Below are 12657 nucleotides of genomic sequence, written 5' to 3'. Positions count from 1 at the left end.
TTAACGGCTCAAACGGCGCATACGTTCAGACGGCGTAATGATGTCGGTAATGCGCACGCCATATTTATCGTTCACCACCACCACTTCACCCTGCGCAATCAGGTAGCCGTTAATCAGGATATCCAGCGGCTCGCCAGCCAGACCTTCCAGCGCCACCACTGAACCCTGCGTCAGACGCAGCAGTTCTTTGATGGTCATCTTGGTGCGGCCCAGTTCGACCGTCAGCTTGACCGGAATATCCATAATCAGATCGATGTCCTGCAACGATCCGCCGATATCTTTGCTGTCCAGCGACTTGAACACGCTTTCGGTGGATGACGCGCTCTCGGTCGAGGCTTGTTCACTCATCGCCTCAGCCCACAGATCGTCCGCAGAGATGCTGTCATCGGACGTTTTTTTGCTGTCACTCATCGGGCTGTTCCTCATTCAACGAATTCAATATCGGGTTAATCAAGTGTTCTACACGCAGCGCGTATTGTCCATTTTGGGTACCATACTGGCTGGTCAACACCGGAACGCCGTCCACGTGGGCGATAATGCGATCCGGTTTTTCAATCGGTAATACATCGCCGGGTTTCAGCTGCAAAATACGCGACAGGCGCAACGAGACATCGGCAAAGTTGGCGATCAACTCCAGTTCGGAGTGCTGCACCTGCTTCACCAGCGTTTCGCGCCAGTGCTTATCTTCCTGCCGCGAGTTCTCCAGCGGCGGGTTAACCAACAGTTCACGCAGCGGCTCGATCATGCTGAAGGGGATACAGATATTAAATTCCCCAACCAGGTTGCCGATCTCCACCTGAAACGGCGTGGTTACCACGATGTCGTTCGGCGAGGTGGTGATATTGGTAAATTTCACCTGCATTTCCGAACGCACATATTCGACATCCAGCGGATAAATCGCTTTCCATGCGTCGCTGTAGCCTTCCAGCGCCAGCTTCAGCATGCGGCGAATCACGCGCTGTTCCGTATGGGTAAATTCGCGTCCTTCTACCTTGGTCGGAAAACGACCGTCGCCGCCGAACAGGTTGTCCACCGCGATAAACACCAGGCTGGGCGAGAACACGAACAGGGCCGTGCCGCGCAGCGGTTTCAGATGGATCAGGTTCAGGTTGGTCGGCACCGGCAGGTTGCGGGCAAATTCATGGTACGGCTGAATTTTAATCGCCCCAACGCTAATATCCGGGCTGCGACGCAGCAGGTTAAACAGTCCCATACGGAACTGACGCGCAAAACGTTCATTGATAATTTCCAGCGCCTGCAGGCGCTCGCGCACCACGCGACGCTGGGTATTCGGATCGTAGGGGCGAATATTGTCATCGCCCACACTTTTGTTCTTATCATCTTCCGCGCTTTCACTGTCGCCATTGAGAAGCGCGTCAATCTCAGCTTGTGAAAGAATGCTATCGCCCATTAACTCACCTCAAAATGAAGGCGGTAAACAGTACATCGTTTACGACCTGCGGAGGTTGACCTTTAACCAGCGGCGGTGCCAGCGACTGCTTGATCTGTTCTACCAGCGCCTGCTTACCCTGTTCCGAAGCCAGTTTCAAAGAATCCTGGCGTGAGAGCAGCAGCAGTAACCGGCTACGAACTTCAGGCAGATAGTCGTTCATGCGGGCACGGGTTGCCTCATCGGGCAGACGCAGGGTAAAGCCTACGTACAGCACGCGATCGGGATCGTTATCCGCATTGACCAGGTTAACCGTAAATGTATCAAGAGCAAAAAAGACCGGTGCGGCAGGCGGTTCCACTTTCGCGGCCGCCTGATGACCGTCGGTTTTATTCATTATTCGCCAGACTGCATAGCCTGCCACGCTGCAAGCGGCCAGCGTTACAACCAGTAACACCGGGATCAGGATGGAACGTTTGCGGCCTTTGGCTTTCGCGTTATCAGACATTTTGCAGAAATACCCTGTGAATTATCTGGGGCAGGCCGTAGTGGCGAGCCGAGAGTGATTATCCCGCGTCTCTCGCCGATCAATGGGGGGAAAAGACGCGCCTTTTGCTTTTACCTTTGGCGTTTGTCGCCATCAGGCGAATGTATCTACTGCGCTACTGCCCGCCGCGCGCGCCTGTAAAGCGGCGGGAACGGCCAGCGGCGTTATCTCGTCATCCCGATCCGCCGTCAGCGAAAATCCGCTCTGCGGCTGGTCGCGGCGTGCTTCCTGTTGGCCGTTATTTTGGCTTTGCGGGAAGGCATCGCTGCTGACATTGCTCTGGGTCAGGTTGATGCCGCTCTCCGCCAGCGCGGTGCGCAGATGCGGCATGGCGGCTTCCAGCGCGGCGCGCACCTGGCTGTGGCCGGACACCATATTCAGCTGCGCCTGGTCGTTATCCAGCTTCAGGCTGATCTGGATGGCGCCCAGATCGTCCGGGTGCAGACGCAGCTCAGCGTTCTGCTGTCCGTTGCGGCTGAACATCAATACCTGCTGGCTTACCGCCTGCTGCCATTCCGGGCTGCCGAGCTGCGCGTTAATCTGCGACGTTACCGGCGTCATGGTCGTGGCTGACGCGGTGGGCGCGGCGGTTGCAGCGCTGGCATTATTCATTACCGCCGACAGCGCGCTCAGCGCGTGGGTCGGCAGGCTCTCTTTATTCTCGTTGCCCTCATCCTGACGCATGCCGTTCAGCAGGCTCTGGAAGCTGGCGGTCTGGCTGCCGTCATCGCTGCCGGTTGCTGGCGCGGCGGTAGTTGTCGCCGCCACGTTAAGCGATGCGCCCGTGGTCAGGCTCGGCTTCTCTGCGCCAGCGTCCGCTGTCGCGGCAGGTTGCTGAGCGGTTAACGCCGCCAGCGCGGCTTTCAGATTGCTGCTCTGGCCGCCAGCGGCGCTCAGCGCGACGCCGTCAGTCTGTAATTCATTACTTTTTGCTGCCTGCTGTACCAGTGGCGTTTGCGGCAGCATGGCGAACAGCGCCTGTAACGACTGCTGATCCGTCGCGCTTAGACTGTCACGTTTCAGCTCATCCTTATCATCGGCGGCCTTCAGGTTCTCTTTAGACTTTTCCGGCATTAACAGCGCATTAAGCGCACCCGGTTTGTCCAGCGCGCTCAGCAGCTGATTCAGTTCGGTCGTCGGAACATTGTCCGCCGTCGGCTTTTCCGTCACGCCGGGCAGCGCGGTTTTCGCATCGCCCTGTTTCGCCAGCGTCAACAGCCGGTTGCCGAGCAGGGTCAAAAACGCTTCCGGCAGCTGACCGCTCGTGGCGGCATCGCCACCGGTAGCGCCAGCGCTGATGCCGGCAGAAAGATCGTTAGCGCTCTCGACGCTGACGGTATTGACTGATGTGGGCAACTTAATCATTAGCCTTCCTCAAAGATGCCCGCTGGGCATACTCATCCATCCGTTTCTGATCGAGACGGTTTTCCTGTAGTAATTCATTAGCCTGCGAACGCGCCTGCAGCGTTTCCCAGGCGTGCAGCCGCTGCTGTTTGTTGCGCCAGACGTTAAGCGCCTGCTCCACTTTCTGTGTGCATTGCGACAGCTGGTGGCGGTGCTGCTCAATGGCTTTTTCCAGCGTCTGGATAAACTGGTGATAATTGGTCCAGCGCGAACTGGCGATCCCCGCTGACATGTTGTTATTCAGCTTGTTGCGATATTCATCCTGATAGTTGAGCAGCATATTCAGCTGCTCATCCGCCTGCTGTTGGGCGCGGCGCATCACGCCCAGCCGGATCGCCGCGTCTTCTACCTCTTTCTGCGCCAGGTCGCGCAGGGTTTCCATCGCACTGTTGGGTTTCGCCATCGTCAGGTGACCTCATTCCGTACGTCGAATATCAACCAAAAATCGCCTGCAGATGCAGGCAGGCATCGTCATAGCTGCTGCGCTCGAAAATGCCCTGCTGCAGAAAAGATTCCAGCATCGGCCAGAGCTTAATCGCCTTATCCAGCATCGGATCGCTACCGGCGGCGTAGGCGCCGACGCTAATCAGATCGCGGTTGCGCTGATAGCTGGAGAGCAACTGCTTAAACTGGCGCACGCGCGCATAGTGCGTTTCATCGATCAGCGCGGTCATTGCGCGGCTGATGGATGCTTCAATATCAATGGCCGGATAGTGGCCCGCTTCCGCCAGCCGACGCGACAGCACCACGTGGCCGTCAAGAATGGCGCGCGCGGAGTCGGCGATCGGGTCCTGCTGATCGTCGCCTTCGGTCAGAACGGTATAAAACGCGGTAATGGAACCGCCGCCGTCGATGCCGTTACCGGCGCGTTCCACCAGTGCCGGCAGCTTGGCGAAGACCGAAGGTGGATAGCCTTTGGTCGCTGGCGGCTCGCCGATCGCCAGCGCGATCTCACGCTGCGCCATCGCATAGCGCGTTAACGAATCCATAATCAGCAGCACATGCTGCCCGCGATCGCGAAAATCTTCGGCGATGCGCGTGGCGTAGGCCGCACCCTGCATACGCAGCAGGGGAGAAACATCCGCCGGGGCGGCAATCACCACCGAGCGCGCGCGGCCTTCGGTGCCCAGAATATTTTCAATAAAGTCTTTTACTTCGCGTCCGCGCTCACCAATCAGCCCGACCACGATAACGTCCGCTTTGGTGTAGCGCGCCATCATGCCGAGCAGTACCGATTTGCCGACGCCGGAACCCGCGAACAATCCCATACGCTGGCCGCGACCAACCGTCAGCAGCGCGTTAATGGCGCGCACGCCGGTATCCAGCACATCGGTAATCGGTGTACGTTGCAGCGGGTTAAAGGGCGGGGTGATCAGCGGAGCGCGATAGCCGGTTTCCGGCGCGGGCAGGCCATCCAGCGGACGACCGCTGCCATCCAGCACGCGGCCCAGCAGCTGCGGGCCCAGCATCAACTGTTTACCGCTCTGCGCACTGTCGCCGTTGCCGCGCGCAAACACGCGCGCGCCAGGCAAAATGCCTTCTACTTCTTCCAGGGGCATTAAAAAGAGTTTCTGACCGTTAAACCCGACCACTTCGCTTTCCACTTCCGCGATCTGTTTGCCGTCGTTACGTTCAATAACGCAGGTGGCACCCAGCGGCAGCTGCAGGCCGGTCGCCTCCAGCACCAGACCGGTGGCACGTGTCAGTCGGCCATAGCGGCGCACATTTGGCACCTCCGCCAGACGCTGTTCAAAGGCGTCCAGCGATCCCAGCCAGCGTGAAAGACGGGTGGTCATCAGAGTTCTCCCGGCGCCGCCAGGCGGCACAGTTCATGCCAGCGCGTCGCCACGCTGGCGTCCAGATCGCCATCTTCGGCGCTCAGCTTACAGCCGCCGGGATGCAGCGAGCTGTCGGCCAGCAAACGCCAGCCGTGCAGATCGAGCGTCGGGCCGAGCGTTTGTTCAATGCGTTGCAGATCGTCAGGATGGACGCGCAGCTGCGGCTTGCCGCTGAACATGGGCTCCTGTTGGATCATCTGCTGAATCTGACGCAGCAGGGCAGAGCCATCGACCGCCGTCGCCTGGCCGATGACCTGACGCGCCGCTTCCAGCGCCAGCTGCAGCAGCCGCGAAGCGATAACGCTATCCAGCGCCTCCAGCGTGTGCTGAAACTCAGTCACCAACTGCTGCATACGCGCCTGCAACGGCGCCTGCTGCTGCTGTGCTTCCGCCAGCCCCTGCTGAAAACCGGCATCGAAACCTGCCTGTTTACCTTCGTTAAAACCTTTCTGCTGACCTTCGGCGTAACCCTGCGCGTGAGCATCAAGGCGCGCCTGCATCTGCATCTGCTCCAGCTGCGATTGCTGGATTGCCTCTTCTGACATCTCGCTTTCATCAAAGCTGAAGTCAGGCTCGGCGGCAGGCTTCGGCTCAGGCTGATCGAAGCGCGCTAAATCGTCAGGCTGCCAGAGCTGCCACGGACGAGAAGAAAAGGCATCAGACATAGGTTTCCTCGCCGCCGCCAATGACCATTTCGCCGCTCTCCGCCAGACGACGGACAATCAGCAGGATCGCTTTCTGTTCGTTCTCTACCATCGACATACGTACCGGGCCACGGTTGGCAAGGTCGTCGCGCAGAATATCGGCCGCACGCTGCGACATGTTTTTGAGGAACTTCTCGCGCAGCGGCTGATCGGCGCCTTTCAGCGCAACCAGCAGCGACTCGGATTCCACTTCCTGCAGCAGACGCTGGATACTGCGGTCGTCCACATCCACCAGGTTTTCGAACAGGAACATCTCGTCGATAATTTTCTGTGCCAGCTCGCCGTCGAACTCGCGAACCGCTTCCATAACCGCTTCTTCCTGCTGCGTTTTCATCAGGTTGATGATTTCCGCCGCGGTTCTTACGCCGCCCATCTTCGCGCGCTTGAGGTTCTGACCGTCGAGCAGCGAGTTGAGGACTTCGGTCAGTTCCGCCAGCGCCGCCGGCTGGACGCCGCCGAAGGTGGCGATACGCAGCATCACGTCGTGACGCAGACGATCGTCGAACTGGGCCAGAATATCCGCCGCCTGAGAACGCTTCAGATGCACCAGGATAGTGGCGATGATCTGCGGATGTTCGTCGCGGATCAGATCGGCCGCCGCTTGCGGCTCCATAAAGTTGAGCGTTTCCATACCGGTAGTGGTTTCGCGCGTTTCCAGAATATCTTCCAGCAGCGTCGAGGCGCGCTCTTCGCCCAGCGCCTTGACCAGCACCGAACGCAGATACTCGTTGGAGTTCAGGCTCAGCGCAGCAAACTGCTCGGCATCCGCTTCAAACTCGCGCAGGACTTCCGCCAGCTGCTGGTGGGAGACCTGGCGCATATTGGCCATCGCCGCGCTGAGGTGCTGCACTTCGCGTGTGCTGAGGTGCTTGAACACCTCGGCGGCGCGGTCTTCACCAATCGTCATCAGCAGGACGGCGCTTTTTTCAGTACCGGTCAGACTCATAGTTCGTTACTCATCCATTGGCGGATAACCAGCGCCACAACGCGCGGATCGTTTTCAGACATATCGCGGATGCGCTGGCTCATCACTTCGGCGCTCACGCGATGTTTAGATTTACGTTCCTGCTCCAGCTCATCTTTGCTGAGCGAAACAGAGTAGGCTTCTTCTTCCTGGCGCTCTTTGGTCTGCTGAGCCGCCTGTTCGGTCGCCAGTTTGGCGATTTCCTGCTTACGTACCAGCTGCGGACGAACCAGCTTGCGGTAGAGGATGAAGGCGACCAGCGCGACCAGCAGCCAGCGTCCGGCATTCATCATCTGCTCGAAGAAGGACTGCTGCTGCCAGAACGGAAGGTCGCCGCCGGTTTCATCAGTCTGGGTAAACTGCGAGTTCACCACGTTCACGCTGTCGCCGCGATCGCTGGAGTAGCCCATCGCTTCACGTGTTAAATCTTCAATCTGCTTCAGCTGTTTCTCATTCAGCGCCACCGCTTTGCCTTTATCATCGGCGCGATAGTTCACCACCACCGCCACCGACAGACGCTTCACGCTTCCCACATTCATTTTGGTATGACGAATGGTGCGATCCAGCTCGTAGTTGGTCGTGTCGTCGTGATGCGTATTGGACGGCACCGGACGCGCGTTGTTGGTGCTGGCCGTCGTCGCGTTCGCGGCTGCGTTCGCGTTGTTACCGTTCGCCGCGTTCGCTTTCGGCTGTTCAATCGGCGCGTTATTGGCAGGGGCAGGCTGGTTAGAGAGCGCGCCCGGAACGCCGCCCGGATACTGGCCGCCCAGTTGCTCGCTGCTGCTGCTCTGACGTGAACGTACGGCGGCGTTAGCCGGGTCGCTGTTCGGTTTGTACTGTTCTTCAGTCTGTTCACGGGCGTCGAAATCGATCTGCGCGGTCACCTGCGCATGTACGTTGCCGTTTCCGACAATCGGCCCGAGGATCGCTTCAATACGCTGCTGATAGCGGCTTTCCACTTCGGTAGCGTATTTCAGCTGTGCGTCATTCAGATCGCGACCGGCAGCGTCGGAACGGGTCAGCAGGCGGCCGCTCTGATCGACCACGGTTACGTTGCCTGGCGGCAAACCGGCCACGCTGCTGGAAACCATATGCACGATGGCGCTGATTTGGCCTTCATCCAGCGCGCGTCCCGGTTGCAGGTTCAGCGTGACGGAAGCGGAAGGGGATTTTTGCTCGCGCACAAACAGCGTCGGTTTTGGCATCGCCAGGTGGATGCGCGCGCTTTTTACCGGACCGAGGGTTTCGATGGTACGTGACAGCTCGCCTTCCAGCGCGCGCTGGTAGTTAACCTGTTCGCTGAACTGGCTGATGCCGAACTTCTCTTTATCCAGCAGCTCAAAGCCGACGGCGCCGCCTTTCGGCAGCCCCTGCTGAGCGAGGCGCAGGCGCAGCTCATGCACCTTTTCTGCGGGCACCATCAGCGCGCCGCCGTTTTCCTCGAAGCGGTAGGGGATGTTCATCTGAGTCAGCTGCGTCACGATCGCGCCGCCATCCTCATTTGAAAGGTTGTTATAAAGGACGCGATAATCCGGTGCTTTCGCCCACAGCACCATCGCCACAATGATGGCGGTGGCGGCGGCTGCAGCGATGATCAGCGGGATCCGCGGATTGGCGCGCAGGCGAGCAACAAGGTCATTTAAGCCTTTCTTATTTGTTGTTTCCTGAGTTGCGGTAGCATTCATGACCATTTCCTGCCTGACAGTTGACCGGACTGTGTGTTAAGTGGTGACAAAACTGACTCCCTGATACGGCTTAGAAAAGTTCCACTTCTAATGGCTGCCATTATTTTCTGAATCCCAAATTTCGATGGGTGAATAAGCCATGTTTTTTGCTGTCATTTACACCCTTTGTCCTATTGACTTTGTGTTAAGTTTTACTCCGTCAACTAAGCGAGCCGCCAATAAAGAGGGTAAACATGGCAATCCAGGGGATAGAAAGCGTGATTCAACAGCTGCAGCTGGGTTCGCTGCAGGCCAGCAACAGAAGCACCGATAACGTTGCGCAGGCTGACTTCGCCGCGCAGATGAAAGCCGCGCTGAATAAAATCAGCGATACGCAAAACCATGCGCGCGCACAGGCACAAGATTTCGCGATGGGCAAACCGGGCATCCAGCTGAACGATGTGATGGTCGATCTGCAGAAATCGTCGATTTCGATGCAGATGGGCATTCAGGTACGTAATAAGCTGGTATCGGCCTATCAGGAAATCATGAATATGCAGGTGTAGTGGGGTAGGTTACTGAAAAATATTAAATAACTTGATCTGCTGTTCTCCTGTAGGGCATATGTAGGACAAATTCGTTCAACTTGGCGTTGAGAAGATTAACTTGCTCGTTATTATTCTCCGGCATCCACGCCCTGTACCTGGTAAACCATCTGGGAATTTGAGTGGCCCATTTGGTTTGCTGTAAGGTTCAGGTTAGCGCCTGGGCGACAAACCAATTATCCCATCGGCCAGCTGAGCAACGCGCCATCCTGCATCAGGGCAATTTTTAAATTTGCGACGCCAGACACATTTGACTGCTTAATGGTAAAAAGCCTTCCACTCCTCTCCATCATGAACAGAAAACGCAGTATTACATGCTGCAAAACTGCTAATGCCCGGGATTGTTGTTATGTTGCGTTGAGGTGTATCGGTCATGACAAAATTGATAAACAACTATTTAAATTCATGACATTTGCGCCGTGAATATATGATGCGTCTCTCTTTTTACGTTGAGCCAGCCACTTTTTTATTTTTCTATTTTAAAAATTACAAAAAACGGTAATTAAAATATTGGTTATTTATTCAACGTTAATTGCCTGAAATATAGCCGCTGGTAATGTTTATTGAGTCGAAAAGAACGACAGAATTATCGCCACAAAGTTAATTCATCTTCACTTCTTTTATTGATTTAAATCAGTAACACATTGGTCATTATTTTCCTACCTCTATGAATTTTCTGTTTCTATTGATGTATTCTTATTAGTGGTCAGCGTAAAAAGGTAATTTGTGAGTAATAGCACATCTCCCTTTAAATAATGTTGAGTAGAATCCGAACTGTCTTAGGGAATAGGCGAAGAATATTATGCACACGATTATTCTACCGAAAACGCAGCATCTCGTTATATTTCAGCAAGGCATTACAAGTAGTTCTGGCGCCCGACAGCCAGACTTGACGCAAGCGGCCATGAACAAAATCATTCAGGCTAATGAATGGCCTGACGTAGAGCAGGCTTTACGTAAGAAGCCGGGCATCACGCTTACCAGCGCAGAGCAAAACCTGCACATTCACGCTAATAAAAACCCGCCTCAATATATGTCGTTCTGGCGCAGCACTATGCCGCGCAAAATGCCAGTAGATGAAAGACGCTGGCATCGTTGAATAAATAAACAGAACGTTGCGGTTTTAACTTACCCGGCGGTTTTAATAACGCGCCGACGTTCAGGCTTTGTTTTAACAAAATGATGTTTAATGCTTAAAAGAGGAATTTATGCATATTACTTACGATCTCCCGATAACGATTGAAGATATTCAGGCCGCCCGTCAACGTCTGGCTGGCAAGATTTATAAAACCGGTATGCCGCGTTCGAATTATCTCAGCGAATGCTGCAAAGGCGAAATTTTCCTCAAGTTTGAAAATATGCAGCGCACCGGTTCGTTTAAAATTCGCGGCGCCTTTAATAAATTAAGCTCGCTGACGGACGCTGAAAAACGCAAGGGCGTGGTGGCCTGTTCCGCGGGCAACCACGCTCAGGGCGTCTCTCTCTCCTGCGCCATGCTGGGCATTGACGGCAAAGTGGTAATGCCGGTGGGCGCGCCGAAATCCAAGGTTGCCGCCACGCGCGACTACTCCGCTGAGGTGGTGCTGCACGGCGATAACTTCAACGATACCCTGACCAAAGCGAGCGAAATCGTTGAGATGGAGGGGCGCATCTTTATTCCACCTTATGACGATCCTTACGTGATCGCCGGGCAAGGCACTATCGGACTGGAAATACTGGAAGACCTGTATGACGTCGATAACGTGATTGTTCCGATCGGCGGCGGCGGCCTGATTGCCGGTATCGCCACGGCGATTAAATCCATTAACCCCACCATCAAAATTATTGGCGTGCAGTCGCAGAACGTTCACGGCATGGCTGCCTCATATTACGCCGGAGAAATTTTAAGCCACCGTACTACCGGTACTTTAGCCGACGGCTGTGACGTTTCCCGCCCGGGCATTTTAACCTTTGAAATCGTGCGTGAGCTGGTTGATGACATCGTACTGGTCAGCGAAGAGGAGATCCGCAACAGCATGGTTGCGCTGATTCAGCGAAATAAGGTCATTACCGAGGGCGCAGGCGCGCTGGCAACCGCCGCGCTGTTAAGCGGCAAGCTCGATCAATATATTCAGGGCCGAAAAACCGTCAGCATTATCTCTGGCGGCAATATCGATCTCACCCGCGTTTCACAAATTACTGGCTTCGTTAATGCATAAAAGGATCGCTTATGAGTAACTCAGAAAGCATCGCCGTCAGTCAGACGAAAGAGTCGTCCTGGCGCAAATTCGATACTACCTGGACACTTGGGCTGTTTGGGACGGCCATCGGCGCCGGGGTATTGTTTTTCCCCATACGTGCAGGCTTCGGCGGGTTAATCCCCATTTTGCTGATGCTGCTGCTTGCCTACCCAATCGCCTTTTACTGCCACCGCGCGCTGGCGCGTCTCTGTTTGTCCGGAAGCAATCCGTCGGGCAACATTACCGAAACGGTAGAAGAACACTTCGGCAAAACGGGCGGAGTGGTGATTACTTTCCTTTACTTCTTCGCCATTTGTCCGCTGCTGTGGATTTACGGCGTAACCATCACCAATACCTTTATGACTTTCTGGGAAAACCAGCTTCATCTGCCAGCGCTCAACCGCGGCTTCGTTGCGCTGTTCCTGCTGCTGCTGATGGCGTTCGTCATCTGGTTTGGTAAGGACCTGATGGTGAAAGTGATGAGCTTTCTGGTATTCCCGTTTATTGCCAGCCTGGTGATTATCTCATTGTCGCTGATCCCCTACTGGAACTCCGCGGTCATCGATCAGGTAAACCTGAGCGACATTTCGTTTATCGGGCACGACGGGATCCTGGTTACCGTCTGGCTGGGCATCTCCATCATGGTCTTCTCCTTCAACTTCTCGCCTATCGTCTCTTCTTTCGTGGTGTCACAACGTGAAGAATATGAAGGCGAATTTGGTAAAGCCTTTACCGAGCAGAAATGTGCCAAAATTATCAGCCGCGCCAGCATACTGATGGTGGCAGTCGTTATGTTCTTCGCCTTCAGCTGCCTGTTTACGCTCTCCCCGCAAAACATGGCGGATGCCAAAGCGCAGAATATTCCGGTACTTTCTTACCTGGCTAACCATTTTGCCTCGCTCTCCGGTACGAAATCGACCTTTGCCACCACGCTGGAATATGGCGCCTCGGTTATTGCGCTGGTCGCCATTTTTAAATCCTTCTTCGGCCACTATCTGGGCACGCTGGAAGGGCTGAACGGCCTGATCCTGAAGTTCGGCTACAAAGGCGATAAGCAGAAAGTCTCCGTTGGCAAACTTAATACCATCAGCATGATCTTCATCATGGGATCGACCTGGGTCGTGGCCTATGTCAATCCCAACATTCTCGATCTGATCGAAGCCATGGGCGCGCCAATCATCGCTTCTCTGCTGTGTCTGCTGCCAATGTATGCCATTCGCAAGGTGCCCGCGCTGGCGAAATACAAAGGCCGGCTGGATAACCTGTTCGTAACGGCGGTTGGCCTGCTGACCATTCTGAACATCGTCTACAAACTGTTCTGA

At 55.4% G+C, this 12657-nt stretch carries 13 protein-coding genes and 1 pseudogene; 4 read left to right on the top strand and 10 right to left on the bottom strand.

Annotation, left to right across the window (positions count from 1 at the left end; translation table 11 throughout):
* The 9 genes from fliN to fliF all read right to left on the bottom strand — a co-directional run bounded on the left by fliN (position 1) and on the right by fliF (position 8538).
* The gene (gene fliN / locus P3C52_RS17250; RefSeq protein WP_275556170.1) at positions 1-411 is read right to left on the bottom strand and encodes a flagellar motor switch protein FliN; all 411 of its coding nucleotides are present in this window, start codon (positions 409-411) and stop codon (positions 1-3) included.
* Entirely contained in the window at positions 404-1411 is a 1008-nt protein-coding gene (gene fliM / locus P3C52_RS17245; RefSeq protein WP_275556169.1) for a flagellar motor switch protein FliM, read from the bottom strand. The genes fliN and fliM overlap by 8 nt, the downstream gene beginning before the upstream one ends.
* Before the next feature lie 4 nt (positions 1412-1415).
* Positions 1416-1898 (bottom strand): flagellar basal body-associated protein FliL, encoded by a 483-nt coding sequence (gene fliL, locus P3C52_RS17240; protein ID WP_275556168.1) that lies wholly within the window; start codon positions 1896-1898, stop codon positions 1416-1418.
* 132 nt (positions 1899-2030) lie between these two features.
* On the bottom strand, positions 2031-3302 hold the full coding sequence (locus P3C52_RS17235) for a flagellar hook-length control protein FliK (RefSeq protein WP_275556167.1): 1272 nt from the start codon (positions 3300-3302) through the stop codon (positions 2031-2033).
* A complete protein-coding gene (gene fliJ / locus P3C52_RS17230) occupies positions 3295-3744 on the bottom strand; it encodes a flagellar export protein FliJ (protein ID WP_275556166.1) in 450 nt (149 codons plus the stop codon). Before fliJ ends, P3C52_RS17235 begins: the two co-directional genes overlap by 8 nt.
* A 31-nt stretch (positions 3745-3775) precedes the next feature.
* Positions 3776-5137, bottom strand: a complete 1362-nt coding sequence (gene fliI / locus P3C52_RS17225) for a flagellar protein export ATPase FliI (RefSeq protein ID WP_275556165.1) — start codon at positions 5135-5137, stop codon at positions 3776-3778.
* Positions 5137-5844 carry a flagellar assembly protein FliH gene (gene fliH / locus P3C52_RS17220; protein WP_275556164.1) on the bottom strand — a complete coding sequence of 236 codons (708 nt, stop codon included), beginning with the start codon at positions 5842-5844 and terminating at the stop codon, positions 5137-5139. Before fliH ends, fliI begins: the two co-directional genes overlap by 1 nt.
* Complete coding sequence (fliG, locus tag P3C52_RS17215; RefSeq protein WP_275556163.1) at positions 5837-6829, bottom strand: flagellar motor switch protein FliG; 993 nt, start codon at positions 6827-6829, stop codon at positions 5837-5839. The genes fliH and fliG overlap by 8 nt, the downstream gene beginning before the upstream one ends.
* Complete coding sequence (fliF, locus tag P3C52_RS17210; RefSeq protein ID WP_275556162.1) at positions 6826-8538, bottom strand: flagellar basal-body MS-ring/collar protein FliF; 1713 nt, start codon at positions 8536-8538, stop codon at positions 6826-6828. Before fliF ends, fliG begins: the two co-directional genes overlap by 4 nt.
* A gap of 227 nt (positions 8539-8765) precedes the next feature.
* Here fliF and fliE point away from each other — a divergent pair, with 227 nt between their 5' ends.
* Positions 8766-9077: a flagellar hook-basal body complex protein FliE gene (gene fliE / locus P3C52_RS17205; RefSeq protein ID WP_275556161.1), complete on the top strand. Its 312-nt coding sequence runs from the start codon at positions 8766-8768 to the stop codon at positions 9075-9077.
* A gap of 22 nt (positions 9078-9099) precedes the next feature.
* Here the strand turns inward: fliE and P3C52_RS17200 are convergent.
* Positions 9100-9277: pseudogene (locus P3C52_RS17200) on the bottom strand (integrase); the annotation flags it as partial.
* Between the two features lie 743 nt (positions 9278-10020).
* Between P3C52_RS17200 and P3C52_RS17195 the strand changes: the two are divergent.
* The 3 genes from P3C52_RS17195 to tdcC all read left to right on the top strand — a co-directional run bounded on the left by P3C52_RS17195 (position 10021) and on the right by tdcC (position 12657).
* Positions 10021-10215, top strand: a complete 195-nt coding sequence (locus P3C52_RS17195) for a hypothetical protein (protein WP_275556160.1) — start codon at positions 10021-10023, stop codon at positions 10213-10215.
* A gap of 109 nt (positions 10216-10324) precedes the next feature.
* Positions 10325-11314: a bifunctional threonine ammonia-lyase/L-serine ammonia-lyase TdcB gene (gene tdcB, locus P3C52_RS17190; protein WP_275556159.1), complete on the top strand. Its 990-nt coding sequence runs from the start codon at positions 10325-10327 to the stop codon at positions 11312-11314.
* A gap of 11 nt (positions 11315-11325) precedes the next feature.
* Positions 11326-12657 (top strand): threonine/serine transporter TdcC, encoded by a 1332-nt coding sequence (gene tdcC / locus P3C52_RS17185; RefSeq protein ID WP_275556158.1) that lies wholly within the window; start codon positions 11326-11328, stop codon positions 12655-12657.

This window comes from Mixta sp. Marseille-Q2659 (genome assembly GCF_940807255.1).
Taxonomy (GTDB): domain Bacteria; phylum Pseudomonadota; class Gammaproteobacteria; order Enterobacterales; family Enterobacteriaceae; genus Mixta.
The sequence above is the reverse complement of the archived record's forward strand: the minus strand, read 5'-3'. Positions and strand labels throughout refer to the sequence as shown.

Coding starts and splice junctions, on each gene's coding strand:
- fliF (WP_275556162.1), bottom strand. CDS start 8,538: ATGGTCATGAATGCTACCGCAACTCAGGAAACAACAAATAAGAAAGGC.
- P3C52_RS17195 (WP_275556160.1), top strand. CDS start 10,021: ATGAACAAAATCATTCAGGCTAATGAATGGCCTGACGTAGAGCAGGCT.
- fliE (WP_275556161.1), top strand. CDS start 8,766: ATGGCAATCCAGGGGATAGAAAGCGTGATTCAACAGCTGCAGCTGGGT.
- tdcC (WP_275556158.1), top strand. CDS start 11,326: ATGAGTAACTCAGAAAGCATCGCCGTCAGTCAGACGAAAGAGTCGTCC.
- P3C52_RS17235 (WP_275556167.1), bottom strand. CDS start 3,302: ATGATTAAGTTGCCCACATCAGTCAATACCGTCAGCGTCGAGAGCGCT.
- fliN (WP_275556170.1), bottom strand. CDS start 411: ATGAGTGACAGCAAAAAAACGTCCGATGACAGCATCTCTGCGGACGAT.
- fliI (WP_275556165.1), bottom strand. CDS start 5,137: ATGACCACCCGTCTTTCACGCTGGCTGGGATCGCTGGACGCCTTTGAA.
- tdcB (WP_275556159.1), top strand. CDS start 10,325: ATGCATATTACTTACGATCTCCCGATAACGATTGAAGATATTCAGGCC.
- fliG (WP_275556163.1), bottom strand. CDS start 6,829: ATGAGTCTGACCGGTACTGAAAAAAGCGCCGTCCTGCTGATGACGATT.
- fliH (WP_275556164.1), bottom strand. CDS start 5,844: ATGTCTGATGCCTTTTCTTCTCGTCCGTGGCAGCTCTGGCAGCCTGAC.
- fliJ (WP_275556166.1), bottom strand. CDS start 3,744: ATGGCGAAACCCAACAGTGCGATGGAAACCCTGCGCGACCTGGCGCAG.
- fliL (WP_275556168.1), bottom strand. CDS start 1,898: ATGTCTGATAACGCGAAAGCCAAAGGCCGCAAACGTTCCATCCTGATC.
- fliM (WP_275556169.1), bottom strand. CDS start 1,411: ATGGGCGATAGCATTCTTTCACAAGCTGAGATTGACGCGCTTCTCAAT.